General features: G+C 60.9%; 18 protein-coding genes and 1 riboswitch. Of the genes, 10 read left to right on the top strand and 8 right to left on the bottom strand.

Annotated elements, in window-relative coordinates:
* Positions 1-22: 22 nt before the first annotated feature.
* The 4 genes from B5P46_RS21175 to B5P46_RS21160 all read right to left on the bottom strand — a co-directional run bounded on the left by B5P46_RS21175 (position 23) and on the right by B5P46_RS21160 (position 4295).
* The gene (locus B5P46_RS21175) at positions 23-973 is read right to left on the bottom strand and encodes a sugar-binding transcriptional regulator (RefSeq protein WP_028741194.1); all 951 of its coding nucleotides are present in this window, start codon (positions 971-973) and stop codon (positions 23-25) included.
* Positions 974-994: 21 nt separating this feature from the next.
* On the bottom strand, positions 995-2461 hold the full coding sequence (locus tag B5P46_RS21170; RefSeq protein ID WP_129420420.1) for an FGGY family carbohydrate kinase: 1467 nt from the start codon (positions 2459-2461) through the stop codon (positions 995-997).
* Positions 2462-2529: 68 nt separating this feature from the next.
* The gene (locus B5P46_RS21165) at positions 2530-3486 is read right to left on the bottom strand and encodes a transketolase family protein (RefSeq protein ID WP_062942160.1); all 957 of its coding nucleotides are present in this window, start codon (positions 3484-3486) and stop codon (positions 2530-2532) included.
* Positions 3486-4295 (bottom strand): transketolase, encoded by an 810-nt coding sequence (locus B5P46_RS21160; RefSeq protein WP_011652254.1) that lies wholly within the window; start codon positions 4293-4295, stop codon positions 3486-3488. The genes B5P46_RS21165 and B5P46_RS21160 overlap by 1 nt, the downstream gene beginning before the upstream one ends.
* Positions 4296-4500: 205 nt before the next feature.
* Between B5P46_RS21160 and B5P46_RS21155 the strand changes: the two genes are divergently transcribed.
* From B5P46_RS21155 to ribB, 6 genes are all read left to right on the top strand, one after another.
* Positions 4501-5481: an ABC transporter permease gene (locus B5P46_RS21155; RefSeq protein WP_027667634.1), complete on the top strand. Its 981-nt coding sequence runs from the start codon at positions 4501-4503 to the stop codon at positions 5479-5481.
* A 117-nt stretch (positions 5482-5598) separates the two neighbouring features.
* On the top strand, positions 5599-6528 hold the full coding sequence (locus B5P46_RS21150; protein ID WP_003540275.1) for a sugar ABC transporter substrate-binding protein: 930 nt from the start codon (positions 5599-5601) through the stop codon (positions 6526-6528).
* A 28-nt stretch (positions 6529-6556) separates the two neighbouring features.
* The gene (locus B5P46_RS21145; protein ID WP_129420419.1) at positions 6557-8035 is read left to right on the top strand and encodes a sugar ABC transporter ATP-binding protein; all 1479 of its coding nucleotides are present in this window, start codon (positions 6557-6559) and stop codon (positions 8033-8035) included.
* A gap of 22 nt (positions 8036-8057) precedes the next feature.
* Positions 8058-8846: an SDR family oxidoreductase gene (locus tag B5P46_RS21140; RefSeq protein ID WP_129420418.1), complete on the top strand. Its 789-nt coding sequence runs from the start codon at positions 8058-8060 to the stop codon at positions 8844-8846.
* A 273-nt stretch (positions 8847-9119) separates the two neighbouring features.
* On the top strand, positions 9120-9902 hold the full coding sequence (locus B5P46_RS21135) for a glucose 1-dehydrogenase (protein WP_017994294.1): 783 nt from the start codon (positions 9120-9122) through the stop codon (positions 9900-9902).
* Between the two features lie 193 nt (positions 9903-10095).
* Positions 10096-10283: riboswitch (FMN riboswitch) on the top strand.
* Positions 10284-10409: 126 nt separating this feature from the next.
* On the top strand, positions 10410-11045 hold the full coding sequence (gene ribB / locus B5P46_RS21130; RefSeq protein WP_129420417.1) for a 3,4-dihydroxy-2-butanone-4-phosphate synthase: 636 nt from the start codon (positions 10410-10412) through the stop codon (positions 11043-11045).
* A gap of 211 nt (positions 11046-11256) precedes the next feature.
* Here the strand turns inward: ribB and B5P46_RS21125 are convergent, their stop codons facing one another.
* Complete coding sequence (locus tag B5P46_RS21125) at positions 11257-12024, bottom strand: SDR family oxidoreductase (protein WP_129420416.1); 768 nt, start codon at positions 12022-12024, stop codon at positions 11257-11259.
* Between the two features lie 326 nt (positions 12025-12350).
* Between B5P46_RS21125 and B5P46_RS21120 the strand changes: the two genes are divergently transcribed.
* Genes B5P46_RS21120 through mobB form a run of 3 tightly spaced genes read left to right on the top strand, consistent with a single transcriptional unit; the run spans position 12351 to position 14416 of the window.
* Complete coding sequence (locus tag B5P46_RS21120) at positions 12351-13259, top strand: DMT family transporter (protein WP_129420415.1); 909 nt, start codon at positions 12351-12353, stop codon at positions 13257-13259.
* Between the two features lie 9 nt (positions 13260-13268).
* Positions 13269-13898, top strand: coding sequence for a molybdenum cofactor guanylyltransferase MobA (gene mobA, locus B5P46_RS21115; protein WP_129420550.1), 630 nt, complete (start codon positions 13269-13271; stop codon positions 13896-13898).
* Positions 13895-14416 carry a molybdopterin-guanine dinucleotide biosynthesis protein B gene (mobB, locus tag B5P46_RS21110; protein WP_129420414.1) on the top strand — a complete coding sequence of 174 codons (522 nt, stop codon included), beginning with the start codon at positions 13895-13897 and terminating at the stop codon, positions 14414-14416. The genes mobA and mobB overlap by 4 nt, the downstream gene beginning before the upstream one ends.
* Here the strand turns inward: mobB and B5P46_RS21105 are convergent.
* From B5P46_RS21105 to B5P46_RS21095, 3 genes are all read right to left on the bottom strand, one after another.
* On the bottom strand, positions 14348-16507 hold the full coding sequence (locus B5P46_RS21105; protein WP_281023428.1) for a response regulator: 2160 nt from the start codon (positions 16505-16507) through the stop codon (positions 14348-14350). The genes mobB and B5P46_RS21105 overlap by 69 nt on opposite strands.
* A complete protein-coding gene (locus B5P46_RS21100) occupies positions 16485-17996 on the bottom strand; it encodes an ATPase domain-containing protein (protein ID WP_129420413.1) in 1512 nt (503 codons plus the stop codon). The genes B5P46_RS21105 and B5P46_RS21100 overlap by 23 nt, the downstream gene beginning before the upstream one ends.
* Before the next feature lie 153 nt (positions 17997-18149).
* Positions 18150-19043: a LysR family transcriptional regulator gene (locus B5P46_RS21095; RefSeq protein WP_129420412.1), complete on the bottom strand. Its 894-nt coding sequence runs from the start codon at positions 19041-19043 to the stop codon at positions 18150-18152.
* A gap of 165 nt (positions 19044-19208) precedes the next feature.
* Between B5P46_RS21095 and B5P46_RS21090 the strand changes: the two genes are divergently transcribed.
* Positions 19209-19604 carry a (R)-mandelonitrile lyase gene (locus B5P46_RS21090; protein WP_129420411.1) on the top strand — a complete coding sequence of 132 codons (396 nt, stop codon included), beginning with the start codon at positions 19209-19211 and terminating at the stop codon, positions 19602-19604.
* Positions 19605-19612 lie beyond the last annotated feature (8 nt).

The raw sequence follows: 19612 nt of genomic DNA, 5'->3' as shown, positions 1-19612 counted from the left end.
TTGGCGAAATCAGTCTGCCTCATCAGTTGATCAATCGCTGCGCGGTAAACTTGTCCGTAACAAGCATGTCGATGACCCCCACGCGGAGCGCCCCTGCGATAGCGTCAGTCTTTTTGGACCCGCCGGCAAGAGCAATGACCCGGTCCACCCGTTCGAGATCCTCGAGTGGAAGCCCTATGACCCGGTCGTCCAGAGGTGTCTTGACCGGCTTGCCGTTTTTATCGAAGAAGCGAAGCGAGATATCGCCGACGGCTCCTGCTTCCGCGAGATCAGACAGTTCGCGAGACGAAAAGATGTTGCCGGACCGTGCGAGAAGTTCGGACGGTTCGACTGCTCCGATTCCGACGATCGCAAGCGTTATGCTGCCGAACAAGTCCATCGTCTCCCGAACGTATGGATCGGCCTGCATAAGAAATTTTGCCTCTCTGGACGTCGTAACGCCCTGCACAGCGAGCAGTTTTGGCTCAGCACCGGTCAGCCGAGCAAGCCGCGTGGTGAGCTGCGTCGCATGCGTCTGCACTGAAGGATCGCCCATGCCTCCAAGGGTTTGGACGACGTATTTCGCCTGAGCGCTCTTCAGGGGATGAATGTTCTCGACCATCTTGGAGATGGTCTGGCTCCAACTCGAAACGCCGATGATTTCCCCTGGCGCAAGCGTCACCTCCAAGAGATGAGCCGCTGCCTCGCCGATACGGGCCATGATGGCTCCGTCCCGATCTTCCGTACACTCAACGACGATCGCCTCCGGCAAATCATATTTCTCGCGAAGCGCGCTCTCAAGCTCGCTGTAGGTGCCAACGGGAGGGGTCACGCTGGTTCGCACAATATCTTCGGCCTCGGCACGCTTGAGCATGCGCGACACCGTCGCCTGCGACAGGCGAAGGTGCTGTGCGATCTCCGCCTGTCGCCGTCCCTCCAAGTGGTACATCTGGGCGACCCTTGAGATGAGACGGAGTTCATTGAGGCGAGTCATCGCTAATCCTAGGGTGAATTTTTATTCATCATTAGCCGTTGTTTCGCGTGCCGTCGAGCGGGCAAGTGCATCATTCCAAGTATCCAGAAGCACCGCTCGATCCACCGGTTCCGGGTCAATGATATGTGAGCTCCGGGGCAGCTCTGCGATAACCTGAAGATCGCTCCACAGGCCAAGTGAGAGACCCGCGAGATATGCGGCCCCCAAAGCCGACGCCTCGGGTGCTTCGCATTGGATCACGGGATGTTCGATGAGGTTCGAGACACATTGCATCAGGAAGCGGTTTTGGCTCGGTCCGCCGTCTACATAGAGCGCCCCGAGCTCGCCGCCGCTTTGTGCTCGCATGGCGGCGATCACGTCGTGCACCTGGAGGGCGATCGAGTCGGTTACCGACCGCGCCATTTGTGCACGTGTCGTATTGAAGTTGATCTGGGAAAACAGGGCCCGGGCGTCGGAATTCCAATAGGGTGCGCCCAGTCCCACGAATGCTGGCACGAAGCCCGGTCCGCCCGGTTCGGCGCTCGCCGCAAGTTCGACGAGGGCCGCCACGTCCGAAAGGCCGAGAATGCCCGCCATCCAGGGGAGACTGGCCGCGCAGACGAGAATATTGCCTTCGAAAGCGAAAGTCGGCTTTCCATGGAGACGCCATGCGACGGTCGTTGTGACGCCGTTGCGTGGAGGAATAAATTGCGGAAGCGTGGTCATCACCGACGAGCCGGTTCCGAAGGTTACCTTGCCATCACCCGGCTTGAATGCTCCATGACCGAACAGCGCAGCATGACTGTCTCCGATCACGGCCATGATCGGAGTTCCATCCGGCACGCCTGGCAACCCTTGCGTCCTGCCGAAGTCGGCAGAGCTGTCGAGTACCTCGGGGAGGAGCGCGATATCCACGCCGAAAATCCCGCCAAGCTCCTCGCTCCATCTCTGCTCCCGGAGATCGAACAACTGGCTCCTGGCGGCATTCGAAGCGTCGCAAACATGCCGGCGCCCGCCCGTCAGGCAGTGGACGAGCCAACTGTCGACCGTTCCCAGCCGTACCGATCGCCCGGCCCGAATACGGTCGAGCAGCCATCGGAATTTCGAACCCGGGAACATCGGATCCAGTGGCAGGCCTGTAAGCGCCTGCACACGGTCAAGGCGGCCTTCAGCAATGAGACGTTCGCAATCCTGTGCCGTCCGACGGCACTGCCAGCTTACCACCGGTCCAAGTGCTTCTCCCGTTTCGGCGTCCCAGGCAGTGACTGACTCGCGTTGATTGGAAATCGCCACGGCCTCGACAGCCACGTCGGGAGTGGCCTTCAGGCAGGCGTCGATCGCCTCGCAGACGGATGCGTAGAGCCGGCGTGGATCTTGTTCGACCCAGCCGGGTTTCGGATAGGTGATGCCGACTGGAGCCGAACCTCTGCCAACAATTTCTCCCTTTTCGGAAACCAGAACTGCCTTTGAATTGGTCGTGCCCTGGTCAATTGCCAGAATTGCCCGCATTCTATCCTCCCCAGATCAGACGGCAGCCGGGACGACAAAAAGCGTCCGGGCTGATCACGTCATCCCAGTTACTTGCGCCTGATCAGCGACTGCGCGGCGTCGGCGATTGCGGACGGCGCCATCCCGAATTCGTCGAGCAGGAACTCTGCCGAACCGGTCGGAGCGTAGACGCCGGGAACGCCGAGACGTTTCATCGGGACCGGAGCATTGTCGACCACCACTTCGGCGACCGCGGAACCGAGCCCGCCAAAGATCGAATGCTCTTCGGCTGTGACGATCGCTCCGGTTTCCTTCGCCGCGGCGATGATGGCGTCCTCGTCGATCGGACGAACCGTTGCAAGGTTGAGCACTCTGGCGTTGATGCCGCGTTCTGCGAGGATCTCGGCAGCCTTTAAGATTCGATGAGTCAAAGTGCCGTTTGCGATAAGGGTGACGTCAGAACCCTGGCGAAGGAGGTTTGCCTTGCCAAGTTCGAATTTGTGACCCTCCGGAAGAAGATCAGGCACACCTACGCGAGACAGACGCAGGAAACAGGGGCCGTTGTAGGCCGCGGCCCACTCAACCGCAGCAGCTGTTTCGATGCGGTCACAAGGCGCAATGACCGGAAGATTAGGCAGAACCCGCGTCCAGGCGAAGTCTTCGATCGAGTGATGGGTCGGGCCGAGTTCGCCATACGCCATTCCGGAAGAAATGCCGACCAGCTTGACGTTGGCATTTGAATACGAAATATCGGCCTTGATCTGCTCCAGCGACCGTCCCGTTAGAAACGGAGCGGCGGCGCACACGAACGGAAGGCGTCCGCCATTGGCGAGGCCTGCTGCAACCCCCACCATGTTCTGCTCGGCGATGCCGACATTGACGAGACGCTCTCCAAATTTCGCCTTGAAGCCGCCGAGCTTGGAGGAGCCCACGGAGTCGTTGCAGACGGCAACGATCGTTTCGTTTTCGGCTGCCAGCCGCTCAAGCGTAGTGGCGAATGCGTCGCGGCAATCGTAGAGCTTGGGTGCGTTTATTGGCGCGTTCATTACAGTGCCTCCGACAATTCTGCCAATGCGATTTCGTATTGTTCCTTGCTCGGTACCTTGTGGTGCCAGTCGACTCGGTCTTGCATGAACGAGATTCCATGGCCCTTGTTGGTGTGGGCCACGATGCAATGCGGTCTCGATCCCCGGTGTTCGAGGGCTGAAACGACCTCGCTCATATTGTTCCCGTTGATCTCGGTGACTTCCCAATCAAAAGCTTCAAGCTTCGGACGAAGCGGGGCGAGATCGTTGGTTTCCGCCAGGGCGGCGCCCTGCTGGAACCTGTTGTGGTCGATGACCAGCGTCAAGTTATCGAGCTTGAACTGCGCGGCCGCCATGATCGCTTCCCAGTTGGAGCCCTCCTGCATCTCACCGTCGCCGGTGACGACATAGGTGTGATATTTCGCACCTGAGAGTTTGGCGGCTTTTGCCATTCCTATTGCGACTGGAAGACCGTGGCCGAGTGGCCCGGTATTCGTTTCGACGCCAGGAACCTTGTTGCAATTTGGATGCCCGTTCAGCCTCGAATGCGGCTGCAAAAAGGTGGAAATCTCTTCCTCCGGGATGAAGCCGCGTTTTGCGAGCGTCACATACAGCGCGCATGCAGTATGTCCCTTCGAAAGAACGAACCTGTCGCGGTCGGGGTGCTTCGGTTGATCGGGCCAAACATTCAGCACACGAAAATAGAGGGCAGTCAAAATGTCGATGACCGACATTTCCCCGCCAATATGGCCGGCGCCCGCTTCAAAGACCGCCTGGAGATCGCGCAATCGGATCTCGCGAGCGACCCGCTCGAGTTCTGTCGTATTCATGGATTCCTCTCATGCATAAATATTCAGTTATCAATATTTTTGCACAAGACACCGATTAGTCAAGCCCTTTAAGTGCTACACCAACAGTTGCAAGTCTAGAAATCCTGTTGACAGCCGGAAAGCAACTTGTTAATGAATTTTCCAGCATCAGTGAATATTTATTCGCAGAATGAATTAGCAGTCAGCCTAGGCATAGGGAGGAACAATGGTGGCGCTCGATATCAATGAACACGGGCTTTCGTCCGGCGCCTGGTTGAGCAAGCTCAAGGGAGCCACCGGCCCGCTCGTGGGGCTGCTCGCGCTTTGCGTTTTCCTGAGCCTCAGCACTGACACGTTTCTTTCGGTTCGGAACGGTCTCAACATCCTCGATCAGATCACTGTCCTCGGCATCATGGCCGTCGGAATGACCTTTGTCATTCTGATCGGCGGCATCGATCTTTCCGTCGGCTCGGCACTCGCTCTTGCGATGATGGTCATGGGCTGGACTGCGAATGTCGCCGGCCTACCGTTGCCGGTCGGGATCGTTTTTGCTCTGGTCGCATCGGGCGTTTCGGGCCTGATCGTCGGACTTCTGGTGACGCAGTTCAGGGTTCCAGCGTTTATTGCCACTCTTGCGATGATGTCCGCGGCTCGCGGCGTCGCAAATATGATCACGGACGGCCAGCAGATCGTCGGATTCCCCGACTGGTTCATGATGCTGGCAATCGATCGCCATTTCGGCGTGTTGACAGCCACTGTGTTTCTCATGCTTGCGGTTGTTCTTGCGGCCTGGCTTTTCCTGCACTTCCGGTCCGAAGGTCGCATGCTCTACGCGGTGGGAGGAAATCCAGAAGTCGCGCGCCTTGCGGGTATCAACGTTCCGCTCGTGACGATTGGCGTCTACGTCGCAAGTTCAGTCCTTGCGGGGCTCGCAGGCATCGTACTCGCCGCCAGGCTGGATTCCGTCCAGCCGTCCAGCGGTCTGGGCTATGAATTGGACACCATCGCAGCGGTCGTCATCGGCGGGACTTCGCTTTCGGGGGGCGCGGGCGGTATCGGAGGAACACTGATCGGCGTTCTTATCATCGGCGTCCTTCGCAACGGGCTCAATCTTCTCAACGTCTCGCCATTCCTGCAGCAAGTGATCATCGGCATCGTCATCGTGCTCGCGGTCGGCGCGGAGACTATTCGTCGGCGTCGCGCCTGACAAACGAGGTCCGCCGCGTCGGCGGACCAGGAATTCCGCTCCAAGGGTTTGGGGCGGATCAATACCCCGAGGGGGAGGACATACCCGAGGGTTCCATCAAACAACGGAGGAAATACAATGAAAATTGCGCGCACCATGCTCGCGTCTGCTGCCCTGCTCGGTCTCATGCTCGGCCCCGTACATGCGGCGGAACTGAAGAAGCTCGGCCTGGCCGTTGCCAACCTTCAGGCAAACTTCTTCAACCAGATCAAACAATCCGTCGAAGCCGAAGCCAAGAAGCGCGGCATCGAAGTCATCACGGTCGACGCAAAGGGCGACGGGCCGACACAGGTCAACCAGATCCAGGATCTTCTAACCCAGAAAATCGACGCGCTGATCTACATTCCGGCCGGCGCGGCGGCTGCGACCGTTCCGGTCAAGCTCGCAAAGAGCGCTGGTATCCCGGTCGTGAACGTTGACCGCAACGCCGAGGGAGCACCCGGCGATACCTTCCTTGCAACGGATTCCGTCGCGTCTGCCAAGGCCGTATGCGACTACATCCTGAAGGAAGCCGGCGGCAAGGGGAAGATGGTCATCATCCACGGCCAGAAGGGCACAACGCCGGAAGTCGATCGTTCGAAGGGTTGCGCTGAATCTCTCAAAGCATATCCGGACGTCAAGGTTGTCGCCGAGCAGTTCTCGAACATCTGGAGCCAGGACGAAGGATTCCAGATCATGCAGAATATGCTGCAGGCAAATCCGGACGTTTCGATCGTGTTCGCCCAGGCCGACGGCCTCGCCCTTGGCGCCGCGCAGGCGATCAAGGTCGCCAATCCTTCCCAGAAGATCGTGGTTGGCGGCTTCGATGGTGACACCGCAGCTCTCGAAGCGCTCAGCAAGGGTGTCTTCAACGTAACTGCGACCCAGCAGACGCAGAAGATGGGCCGCGACGCGGTTGAAAACGCCGCCAAGCTTGTCGCCGGAGAAAAGGTGCCACCGGTCCAGCTCCTGGATGCCACGCTGACAACCAAGGAAAACGTCGCAGGCTTCATCGCCAACCATCCGTAATGAAGTTGAGGTCTTGAGGAGGTGTGCCGTGACTGATCCAGTTCTTTCCCTGAGGGGCATATCCAAATGGTATGGGCCGCTCCAGGTTCTGAAGAATGTCAGCTTGGACGTCTATCCGGGCGAAGTGGTTGCACTTCTCGGTGAAAACGGAGCGGGCAAGTCAACGCTATCAGGCATCATCGCCGGGTCACGCACACCGTCCGAAGGATCAATGACATGGCTGGGGCAGCCTTATGCCCCGGCCACCCCAAGGGAAGCGATCGACAAGGGCGTTGTCCTGATCCACCAGGAGCTGCAGCTTCTGCCGCAGCTGTCGATCGCGGAAAACGTCTTCATCGGACGTTGGCCGATGAAGAACGGCGTCGTCGACCGCGCCCAGATGGTTCGCCGGGCCCAGGACCAGCTCGCTCGATTGAACCTTCACATCCCTGCAACGCGGACGGTCGCCGGCCTTTCCACAGCAAACCAGCAACTTATCGAGATCGCCAAGGCGCTGGCTCTCAACGCAAAGCTCCTGATCCTCGATGAGCCGACAGCCGCCCTTGGCGGCGCGGAGACGGAAGCTCTTTTCGAACAGGTTCGGAAGCTTCGCTCAGAAGGTGTCGGCATCGTCTACATTTCCCACCGCATGGAAGAGATCAAGCGAATAACCGACCGGATCGTCGTTCTTCGCGATGGCGAGCGCGTCCAGGAGTTCCCCGACAGCGCGACACCGGTGCGAACGATCGTCGAGAGCATGGTCGGACGCCCGCTTGACCGCTTGTTCCCTGCCCTGCCGGTTCCGACTGACCATCCAGTACTCCAGGTGTCGGGGCTGTGCTCGCCGGACAACTCGTTCCGTGACGTTACCTTCGATGTGCGCGCCGGGGAAATTCTCGGAATCGCCGGACTGGTCGGCGCCGGCCGCACCGAACTTGTCCGCGCCATTTCGGGCGCGGACCCAATCAGTGCAGGTTCGATCAAGCTCGAAGGCGAAGAACTCAGGCTGCGCGATCCGGCGGATGCGATCGCCAAGGGCATCGTGATGGTTCCGGAAGACCGCAAAGAGCAGGGCCTCGTTGTCGGGCACCGGATCGGCGAGAACATTATCTATGCCAATCTCGACAAGCTGGGCGGGCGTTGGATTACGCCGAGCGTCAAGCGCTCGTTTGCAGATAAGGCAGTGGCCAAGTTCGGCGTGAAGGGCCGTGCGGAGCAATATGCCTCGGACCTGTCCGGCGGCAACCAGCAGAAGGTGGTCATCGCGAAATGGCTGATGCGCGATCCTAAGGTCGTCGTGCTCGACGAACCGACGAGAGGCATCGACGTCGGCGCCCGAGCCGGCATCTACGACATCATCGTCAATCTTGCCAAACGGGGCGTGGCGGTCATCGTCGTAAGCTCGGACCTCGAGGAGGTTCTCGGAGTCTCCAATCGCATTCTCGTGCTTGCACAAGGCAAACAGGCAGGCATTCTCAATCGTGACCAGGCAAATGACGTTTCGGTCATGGAGCTAGCCACCATCTAAACAGACAGAGAAAGGAAGAGCGGTGTCCGACATCACTCTGAACGCCCCGAAGCTTTTCGATCTCAGCGGCCAGGTTGCCATCGTTACCGGAGCCGGGAGCGGCATTGGGCAGCGCATTGCCATCGGCCTTGCGCAATGCGGCGCCGACGTGGCGCTGCTCGACCGCCGAACCGACGACGGATTGGCCAAGACGGCTGAACATACTCGCGCCGCCGGCCGCCGCTCGATCCAGATCGCGGCGGATGTCACGAGCAAATCTTCCCTTGGAGAGGCAATAGCACGTACCGAGGCCGATCTCGGCCCATTGACACTTGCAGTCAACGCGGCGGGCATCGCTAACGCGAACGCTGCGGAAGAGATGGAGGAGGACCAATATCAGACGTTGATGGATATCAACCTGAAAGGCGTCTTTCTTTCCTGCCAGGCAGAGGCTCGCGCCATGCTGAAGAATGGACGCGGCTCCATCGTCAACATCGCTTCCATGTCCGGTGTGATCGTAAACCGCGGGCTGAGCCAAGCGCACTATAACGCCTCCAAGGCGGGCGTCATCCATATGTCGAAGTCCATGGCGATGGAATGGGTCGACCGCGGCATTCGCGTCAACACCATCTCCCCCGGATACACGGCAACGCCCATGAACACCCGTCCCGAGATGGTTCATCAGACCAAGCTCTTCGAAGAGCAGACGCCAATGCAGCGAATGGCAGCGGTGGATGAGATGGTAGGTCCGGCGGTGTTCCTGCTGTCGAATGCGGCAAGTTTCGTGACCGGCGTCGATCTTCTCGTCGACGGCGGTTTCTGCTGCTGGTGATGCGATGAGAAAGCTCATTGCCGCCGCTGGAAAATGCACGGTCTCGCTTCCTCCCTGGCTGAGATCGAGGCGCTGAAGGGACCAACGGGTATGACGGCGTGCGATATCGTCGTCTGCCCGCCCTTCACGCCGATCGAACGGGCGGATGGCTCGGGGCGTCGTCATCGGCGCTCAAGACTGCCTGAATTTGCGACAACCGGTTGAGCTCTAATAATGATCGCATGGTAGGTCGCACCCAGCTTTGCTGTTTATCGACGGACACAAGGAAAGAGCATGAAACGCTTTGAGCAGAAGACTGTCGTCATTACCGGGGGTAGCCGCGGCATCGGAGCGGCGATCGCCAAACGCTTTGCGAAAGAAGGCGCCAATCTCGTCGTATCGGCCAATGAGGACCTGGTCCACGGCGTCGCCGAACAAATCCGGGCCGAAGGCGGCAAGGCGATCTCCTTCATCGGCGATGTCACCGACAAGGCAAGCGTCACCGCCCTCTATGATGCCGCCGAGAAGGAATTCGGCTCGGTCGACGTTTCGATCCAGAATGCCGGCGTCATCACCATCGCCCGCGTCGAGGACCTGACCGAAAACGAGTGGGACAAGGTCATGGCCGTCAACACCAAGGGCGTCTTCCTCTGCGCCCAGGAGGCGATATCAAGGATGCGCAAGCACAAGCGCGGCGGCCGCATCATCAACACCGCTTCCGGCCAGGCCCGCGACGGCTTCATCTACACGCCGCATTACGCCGCTTCGAAAATGGGCGTCGTCGGCATCACCCAGAGTCTGGCCAAGGAAGTCGCGACCGAGAAGATCACCGTCAACGCCTTCTGCCCCGGCATCATCGAGACCGACATGTGGGCCTATAACGACCAGGCCTGGGGCAAGCTGCTCGGCAACTACGCCCCCGGCGAGCTGATGAAGGAATGGGTCGAGGGCATCCCGATGAAACGGGCCGGCTCTGGCGAAGATGTCGCCGGCCTGGTGACCTTCCTCGCCAGCGATGACGCTGCCTATATCACCGGCCAGACGATCAATGTCGACGGCGGCCTGATCATGTCCTGATGCAGGCGCCCAAAAGTGCGTAGCGGTTTTGGGACAACGACATGTATCGAACAAAGAGCACCACCAGCGAAGTGCGGAAGGCGACACGGTCGTCGCCTCCGTGTGAACAGTGTGTCCATCGGCGTTAGGGCAGCTTTGCATTTTTGCCTGGTCGAGTGACCTTGCCATCCGCCTGTTTTTGATCCTATCTTTGAAGTGTTCTCAGGGCGGGGTGTAATTCCCCACCGGCGGTATCAGGAGCAATCCTGGAGCCCGCGAGCGCTTCCGGCACTACAGCGCCGCGCATCTTTCGGATGCGCAAATGGCGTTGCAGGCCGAAAGGTCAGCAGATCCGGTGAGATGCCGGAGCCGACGGTATAGTCCGGACGGAAGAGGACAACACGGGCAGTCGCACTCCATCCCGGAGTCGGCTGACGTTTGTTCGCCCAAGGGCAGAAGGCTCGCTCACGGATTGAGCCGAGCAGACCATGTCAGTCCGCTGACATAACCCTTGAAAGGCCAGACAGCATGACTATCGCAACAATTGAAGATGCCATTTCAGCCATTGCCAGCGGCAAGATGGTCGTCGTCGTCGACGACCAGAACCGGGAAAACGAGGGCGATATCGTGGTCGCGGCCGACGCCGTCACTCCCGAAACAATCGCCTTCATGATGACCCACGCTCGCGGCCTTGTCTGCATCGCCATGGAAGGCGAGCGTCTTGATGCGCTCGATATTCCGCTGATGGTGCCCAACAACACGGAATCGCAGAAAACTGCCTTCACGGTCTCGGTCGATTATCTCAAGGGCACGACGACAGGCATTTCTGCGGCGGACCGTGCCGCCACCGTCAGCGCCCTGGTGGACGATCGCGCAAAGCCCGCCGATTTCGCTCGCCCCGGCCACATCTTTCCGCTCCGCGCCAACCCCCGCGGCGTGCTCGGGCGCTCCGGCCACACCGAAGCCGCCGTCGATCTCGCCCGCCTCGCCGGAAGGATCCCCGCCGGCGTCATCTGCGAAGTCGCCAATGACGACGGCACCATGTCCCGCCTGCCCGAACTCACGCTCTTTGCCGAACGCCACAACCTGCCCCTCGTCACCATCGAGGACCTGGTCGCCTACCTCGACCGCCAGGCGGCAAGAGACGTACGCGAAGTCGCCTGATCTGCGCAAAGCGGCCAGCCCCGTCCTTCGAGGCCCCTGCGGGGCACCTCAGGATGAGGCTGGAGGGAGGGCGTGCCAAGCCCCACGGCACCACAACTAGCCCTCATCCCGAGGTGCGCAGGCCAAAGGCCGGAGCCTCGAAGGACGAGGGCGGGTGGCTGGGTCCCAGACGCGCACGGCTGGTTGCCACAGCACACCCTATTTCCTGCCCCTATGTCCGGCTGATCGAAACCCCACCATCCGCCAGCATCGCCGTGCCGGTCACGAAGCTTGACATGTCGGAGGCGAGGAAAAGCGCCGCATTGGCGATCTCTTCGGGTTTCGCCATGCGTTTCAACGCATGCAGCCCCTCCACGAAGGCGAGCACCTCCGGCGTGGCATCAGGCGCGTTGGTAATGCTGGCGGGTGTGTCGGTGCCGCCGGGAAGCAGTGCGTTGACGCGGATCTTCTGCGCTCCGAGTTCAGCGGCGAGCACCTGCACGAAGCCGATCAGCCCCGCCTTGCTCGCCGCATAGGCGGCCATGCCGGGCATGCCGACGGTGTGGCCGACGAAAGTCGAGGTAAAGATCAGCGATCCGCCGCCTTTTCCCATCGCCGCCGACTGGTGCTTGGCGCCGAGGAAGGCGGCGGTGAGATTGGTCTCGATCGTCTCGCGCCAGCCCTCCAGCGACAGCCCGGCGACCGGCCCCATCTCACCGATGATGCCGGCATTGTTGAAGGCGATGTCGAGCCGGCCGAAACGCGAGACTGCCGTCTCGACGAGCCTTGCCTGCAGAGCCTCGTCTCTGACATCGCCGGATATGGCGACGGCCTGACCACCCTCCGCCTCGATTTCCGCGATGACGGCATCGAGCGCGTCCTGCCGCCGGCCGGTGACCACGAGCTTGGCGCCTTCCCGCGCAAAGAGTTTCGCCGCCGCGCGGCCGATGCCGGAGCTTGCGCCGGTGATGATTGCGATCTTGTCGTTGAGAAGTGTCATATCGGTCTCTCCTGGGTTGTTGCGAGATCTGAGATGCTCAAAGATCAGGCGATGCAGCCACCCGTTTCCCGCGCAGGAAGAGAAAAACGCCTATGGCCGAACCGGCAGCGCGACGGCGCGTCCTCATCGACGCCTTGATTGCGGCGTCGGAAATATCGGAATTCACCTTATAAAACGGGGATTTGCGGAGAGTTGCGCCCACGCCTGTGGTGACATCAGTGCCATTGTGCACCGCATCATCGATTTATGCTTGGTGTGACATCCATCCGATTCCCTTCATACATCTTCGCGACTAAAAGGGGCGCACAGGTAACGGGAATCTCTTCATGCCGCGGTCACGCAATACTGAGGGCGCCATCTATATGACCATGGCGATGGCCGGATTTTCCGCAAGCGACGCTCTATCCAAATCGGTGATCGCCTATATGAACGCCGGCGAGATCATGTTTCTGCGCGGCCTCTTCACCAGCCTGCTCGTCTATCTGATCGCCTGGAAAATGGGGGCGCTGCGCTCCTGGCGCATCATGCTGCAGCCGATGATCATCTTCAGGATCATCTGCGAGATGCTCTCCGCCGTCACCTATATCACCGCGCTCGGCATGATGCCGATTGCCAATGCCTCGGCGATCCTGCAGTCGCTGCCGCTGGTCGTCACCTTCGGTGCGGCGCTCTTCTTCGGCGAGCCGGTCGGCTGGCGGCGCTGGTCGGCGATCCTCGTCGGCCTCGTCGGCGTGATGATCATCATCCGCCCCGGCCCTGATGGATTCACCGCCGCCGCCCTCCTCTGCGTCGCCGCGGTGCTGACGACGGCCGGCCGCGATCTCGCCACCCGAACCATCAGCCCGGAAATTCCCTCGCTGATGATAACCGTCATCACCGCCATGTCAGCCTCCTTCTTCGGTGCGCTGCTCATTCCGGTGCTCGGCGGCTGGCAGCCGGTCAGCGCCGCTGCCCTTGGGCATCTCGTGCTCGCTTCGGTGCTGGTGCTCGTTGGCTACCAGTCGGTCATCCTCGCCATGCGCACCGGCGAAATCTCCTTCGTCGCGCCATTCCGCTATACCAGCCTGATCTTCTCTTCTGTGCTCGGCTTCTTTTTCTTCGCCGAAGTGCCTGACAGCTGGACGCTCGTGGGGGCTGCGATCGTCATCGCCTCGGGCCTCTATACGTTCTATCGTGAGGCCAAGCGCCGCGTGTCGCCGATCGCGCAGGAATCCGCGCCGCGCGCGCCGGTTTGAGGAAGGATGATGGCTGAATTCTCGTTGGATAAATCTCTTGTAGCGGGCGTCGTATTGGCCGGCGGCCGCTCGCAGCGCATGGGCCGCGACAAGGCGGGCGTAATGCTTGGGGCCGAGAGCCTGCTCCGCCATGTGCTGACCCGCCTCTCGCAGCAGGCCTTGTTCGTTGCCGTCAATGCCGATGCCGCCGCCGAGGACGTGCCTGTCGTTCCCGACCGTTTTCGCGGCAAGGCCGGGCCGATGGCCGGCATCCATGCCGCCATGGTCTATGCCGCCGGCCTGCCCTCGATCACCCATGTCGTCACCGTCTCGGTCGATTGCCCGTTCTTCCCGGCCGATCTCGTCGCCCGGCTGGCGGCCGCAATCGAGCACCCGTCGCAGATCGCCATTGCCGCCTCCGAGGGCCGCAGCCATCCCGTTTTCGGGCTCTGGCCGGTGACGCTGGCCGCCGATCTCGAAGCCTGGATCGCCACCGACGAGAAGCGCCGCGTACGCGACTTCCTGCTACGGCATGACGTCACGGAAGTAGCGTTTCCGCTGCATCCGACCCGCGCCAGCTTGCTCGATCCCTTCTTCAACATCAATACGCCTGATGATCTGGTCGAGGCGGAACGCTGGCTGGAGGCCCTTCGCGCATGACCGCACCGAAAATCTTCGGTATCGCCGGCTGGAAGAACTCGGGCAAGACCGGGCTCGCGGTGCGGCTGGTGACGGAGTTCACCCGCCGCGGCTACAGGATCTCGACGATCAAGCACGCCCATCATGATTTCGACATCGACAAGGTCGGGGCCGACAGCTACCGCCACCGCCAGGCCGGCGCCCATGAGGTCACCATCGTCTCCGGCACCCGCTACGCCATCATGCACGAGCTGCGCGGCGCACCCGAACCCGAATTCGAGGAGATCCTCGCCCGTCTCGCGCCCTGCGATCTCGTGCTGATCGAAGGCTACAAGCGCGAACCGATCCCGAAGATAGAGGCCCGCCGGCTGGAGGCCGCCAATCGCGAACCGCTGGCGCCGAGCGATCCCCATATCTGCGCCATCGCCGCCGATCATGCGGTCACGGATACGGCCCTGCCGGTCTTCGATCTAGACGACACAGGCGCCATCGCCGATTTCATCGCTGACATCGTTGGCCTTGCACAGGCGAAGCTTTGAACCACCTGCGTCGCCGCCGGATCTAAGAAGCGGAGCCGTTTCGCTTGCCATCGCCTTGGCGATTTCCTTGGCGAGCTGAGCCTGATCATAGGGCTTTGCCAATCTCGGAAGATCGATGTCGGTACCGGCGGGAAGATCGGCGTAACCTGTCGCCAGCACGATCGGCAATGCCGGATGAATGTCCCGCGCGGCCTGGGCAAGCTGTGCGCCGGTCATACCAGGCATCGAATAGTCGGTTATGACAAGGTCGAAATGCTGGCCGCTGATCAATTCCAGCGCCTGCGAGCCGGAGTTTGCTTCGACGACCTCGTGGCCGAGATCTTCAAGCATGTCGACCGAACTCATGGCGATCAAGGCATCGTCATCGACCAGAAGGATCTTCAGTCTGGATGCAGCTTGCGGAACGGGCAGTTCCGCTTCGGCCGGCCGCTCGGGGCGCCGTTCAGTCGCCGGAAGCCACAGCTCGGCGGTCGTTCCAACCCCAGGCTCGCTTGTCAGAAGAAGTGCGCCATTGAGCTGAACGGCAAGTCCGTGGATCATCGATAAGCCGAGGCCCGTGCCCTTTCCGAGTTCCTTGGTCGAGAAAAACGGATCGACTGCCTTCTTCAGCGTCTCTGCGTCCATGCCGGTGCCGCTGTCGGCCACTCCCAGCACAAGATAGGCCCCCTCGCCGAGAGCGCCGTCATCGCCGGCCACCTGCTCCTCGCGCAGCGATATGGCCAACGTCCCGCCATCCGGCATCGCATCGCGGGCATTGACCGCAAGGTTGAGCAGCGCCAATTCGAGCTGGTTCGCATCCACCAGCGCCGGCGGCAGCGTCGCCGGCAGGGTGGTTTCGATGCTGATCGAGGATCCGACTGAGCGCCGCAGCAGGTCGTTCATGCCGGAGACCAGCTCGGCCAGATCGACGGGCTTGACCTGCAGATCCTGCTGCCTGGCAAAAGCCAGCAGCCGCTGCGTCAACGCCGCCCCGCGTCGCGCGCCCTGAATTGCCCCGTCGACCAAACGTGTCGCCTTGGCATCTCCGGCAACGTGCTTGCCGAGCAGCTCCAGATTTCCAAGAACGACCATCAGCAGATTGTTGAAGTCGTGTGCTACGCCGCCGGTCAGCTGGCCGATCGCCTCCATCTTTTGCGATTGGCGAAGCTGCTCCTCGGCTCTTTCACGCTGGGCGACTTCCTCGAGCAGGGTCTGGTGAGCGGCGTTGACCTCTTTGGTCCGTTCCCTCACACGCTCTTCGAGGTTTTCATTGAGCCGTCTCAGATTTTCCTCGATGGTCTTGCGGACGGTGGTATCGGAGCAGACGCCGACGAGTTTCCTGGCGGAACCATATCTGTCGGAATAAAGCTGCGCGTGGACCTCGGTCCAATGCAGCGATCCATCCGGCCAGATCGTCCTGTGCTCGATCGAATAGTCGCGTCCGGTATCGATCGTCTGGCGCAGGCGCGCCAGCACAAGATCCCGGTCGTCGGGGTGGATGCTTGCGATCAGATCGTCGCGCGTCACATCGTCATCCGGGCTGCGGCCGAAGACTGCCTTGCAGGTCGCCGAGGCCGACAAGGCCATCGAGGACAGTTCCAGCTCCCATGCCCCGAGACGGCCGGCGGCGAGTGCCGTCTGCAATCGCCGTTCTCCCTCGCTCAGAGCCTCGAGCCGGGCTCGCGCTTCGTATTGGCGCAGACGTCCCTTTAAAGCTGTGCGGGCAACGCTGATAAAGGACGTCGCATGGAACGGCCTCTCCAGAAAAGCGACATTACCGAGAACCTCGGAAAGCCTGGCAGCGGCTGGATTTCGTTCAGGTCCGCCACCGCGGCGGGTGAGGACGATGAACGGCAGGTCGGACCAGCTTGGCTGGGCGGCAACCCAGGCAGCAATCGGTTTCAGGTCACTGCCGCGAACGGCCTCTTCCGTCAACACGCCAACCGCGATGTCGTCATCCAGCGACGACGCGAAGAGATTCAAATCGGCAACTGCGATCGATGATAGTCCGGCCTCATCGGTCAAGGATGCCGCAACCTGGGCATCGCGTCCGGCCGGTGCATAGATCAGTGCCTTCGGGTTACTGGAATTAGGAATTGCCGCCGTCCTCACTGTCGGTTGGCAAAAGCGCAGCGGACTTTGCAACGAAGTCCGGGACGCCACGAAGCACCCCCTGAAAACCGACGATGGGGTCTCCGATCGTCAGGCCTTCCGCATCGATCCGATACTCCCGGATGGTGTCCTCGTGGTGGCCGGTCCTCTTCTTGATGACGGAGACCGCCCGCCGAACACGTCCCACGGCCTCGAAGTAACGCAGGAGGATGACGGTATCGGCGAGGTAGGTAACGTCAACAGGTGATTTCATATCGCCGACCAGTCCATGCTGGGCGACCGTAAGGAAGGTGTTCGCGCCTTGTCTGTTCAGATATTGCAGCAGCTCGTGCATATGCAATATCAGCGAATTTTCATCCGGCATCGAAGCCTGGTAGCCATTGATGCTGTCGATGATGACGGTCTTGGCGCCCGACCTGTCGACGCAGGTCCGCACGCGGTGGGCAAATTCGCCGGGTGACAGTTCCGCGGCATCGAGCTGCTCGATGTGCACCAAACCCTCATCCCTCAGTCCCTCGAGATCTATCCCGAGCTGTTTCAGGCGGGCGAAAAGCAAACCGAGCTCCTCATCGAAAATAAAGGCAGCCGCCTTTTCTCCGCGCGCGATGGCCGCCATCAAGAATTGAAACGAGAAAGTGCTCTTGCCGGTGCCGGCGGGACCGAGGATCAGTGTACTGGACCCTCGCTCGAGCCCTCCGCCCAGAAGAAGGTCCAGCTCTGCAATATTGCTGGGAAGCTGATCGCGAACATAATTCAACCTGTGTTCTGCGGCGACGAGACGCGGAAACACCACGACACCGCCGGTCTGGATGGTGAAGTCGTGGTAGCCGCCGCGAAAAGCCTGCCCGCGGTATTTCATCACCCTCAGGCGTCGCCGTTCGGAGCCGTAATTCGGCGCCAGCTCGTCGAGATGGATAACCCCGTGCACGACGCTGTGTACCGTCTTGTCGAGCGTGTCGGAGGTCAGATCGTCGAGGAGAAGCACGGTCGCCCCTTGTCGGGCAAAATAATGTTTGAGCGCAAGAATCTGCCGGCGGTAGCGCAGCGAGCTTTGTGCGAGAAGCCTTATCTCGGACAGGCTGTCGAGAACCACCCGGCTCGGCTTGATCCGCTCGAAGGCGGCGAAAATTTCTCTTGTCGTCTCACCGAGTTCAAGATCCGACGAATAAAGCAGGCTCTGCTGTTGGTCGGCATCCAGCAGGCTTTCCGGAGGCACGACCTCGAACACCTCGATATTGCCGTCGATGATCATGCCGTGGGATGCGGCGCCGGCCCGGAGTTCGGCGTCGGTTTCGGACAGCGTAATGTAGAGCCCGCGCTCGCCGACCCGTGCGCCCTCGATCAGGAACTGTAGCGCGATCGTCGTCTTGCCCGCTCCTGGATTCCCCTCCAAAAGAAACACGTGTCCCGGCGAAAGCCCCCCTGCCAGAATTGTGTCCAAACCGGACACCCCGGTCCGGGCTTTCGTGGCAGGTGCCGCAGTATTCATTCACTGTTTCCTTCAATTTCAAGTGTGAATTAGCGGCGAGCGAAGGAATGTCAAATCACTGGCGGGCATGATTTCACCTCCAGCAAGAGCCAATCGATTGAACGTTAGGTAGCTCGGATCTATGCCTGTCCGGACAGCTCGAAACGGCGAGACCTATCCCCGATAGCGGAGCGCATCGACGACGAGGGCGAATGCCGGCGACGTATGCCGGCGGCTCGGATAGTAGAGATGGTAGCCGGAAAACGGCAGGCACCAATCCTCAAGGACCCGCACCAGCCGCCCATCGGCAAGATGCGTCTCGACCAAGTTCTCCGGCATATAGGCGAGGCCCAGACCGGCCAGCACGGCATTCAGCCGGAGCGCTATATTGTTGAAGACCAACTGTCCTTCGACGCGAACCCTGAGTTCGCGCCCGTCCTTCTCGAACTCCCACGCATAAACGCTGCCATAGGTCGGCAGGCGCAGGTTGATGCAATTGTGATCCGTAAGGTCCTGCGGCGTCAGCGGCTTCGACCTGGTGTCGAAATAGGCGGGAGCGCCGACCACGGCCATGCGCATGTCGGGGCCGATGCGCACCGCGATCATGTCCTTCGCCACCTGTTCTCCCAGCCGCACTCCCGCATCGTAACGCTCCGCGACGATGTCGGTCAGACCGTAGTCAACGATGATCTCGACATTGATATCGGGATAATCAGGCACGAGCTTTTGCAAGGCGGGCCAGAGGACGGCATCGGCCGCATGCTCACCGGCATTGATGCGAATGGTGCCTGCCGGCTTCTCCCGGAACGCGCTCAAGGCAGCCAGCTCGCTCTCGATCTCGTCGAGCCGCGGGCCGATGGAGACGAGCAGGCGTTCGCCGGCCTCCGTCGGCGAAACGCTACGGGTCGTGCGTGTCAGCAATCGCAGTCCAAGCCGTTCCTCAAGCCCTCGGATGGTGTGGCTGAGCGCCGACTGCGACACACCGAGCTTGCCCGCCGCCTTGGTGAAGCTTTGAGCGCGCGCGACGGCGATGAAAGCGATGAGGTCGTTGACGGCGGGGCGCGCCATTTATGAAACTTTCTCATGGGTTCTTGCCGTTTATACTATCTAATCACGACCAAGCGCACGCGCTAAATATCCTGTCCCAGGCAGACGCATCTGCCCCAGCCAGACCTGTCCTGCCCAGGCGGACTTGTTCACCCGGACCCACCCCGACATTGGAAGGAAGACGAGATGGAGATCAAGCGAAGCGGTTCGCAGCCTTCGGCCAAGGGACCAGCCGATTGGTTTACCGGCAGCGTGCGTGTCGACCCGCTGTTTGCCGTGACCAGCCCCGCACGCGCGGCTGGCGCCAGCGTCACCTTTGAGCCCGGCGCCCGCACCGCCTGGCACACCCATCCGCTCGGCCAGACGCTGATCGTCACGTCGGGCTGCGGTCGCGTGCAGCGCGAGGGCGGCCCCGTCGAGGAGATCCGCTCCGGCGACGTCGTCTGCTTCGCACCGGGTGAACGCCATTGGCACGGCGCATCGCCGACGACGGCGGTGACCCATATCGCCATCCAGGAACAGCTCGACGGCAAGGTCGTCGACTGGATGGAGCATGTCACCGACACGCAATACCAAGGTTAGAAAAGGAA

The organism is Rhizobium leguminosarum, from assembly GCF_004123835.1.
In the GTDB taxonomy this organism is placed as follows: Bacteria; Pseudomonadota; Alphaproteobacteria; order Rhizobiales; family Rhizobiaceae; genus Rhizobium; species Rhizobium leguminosarum_M.
This window is presented reverse-complemented; position numbering and strand designations above follow the sequence as displayed.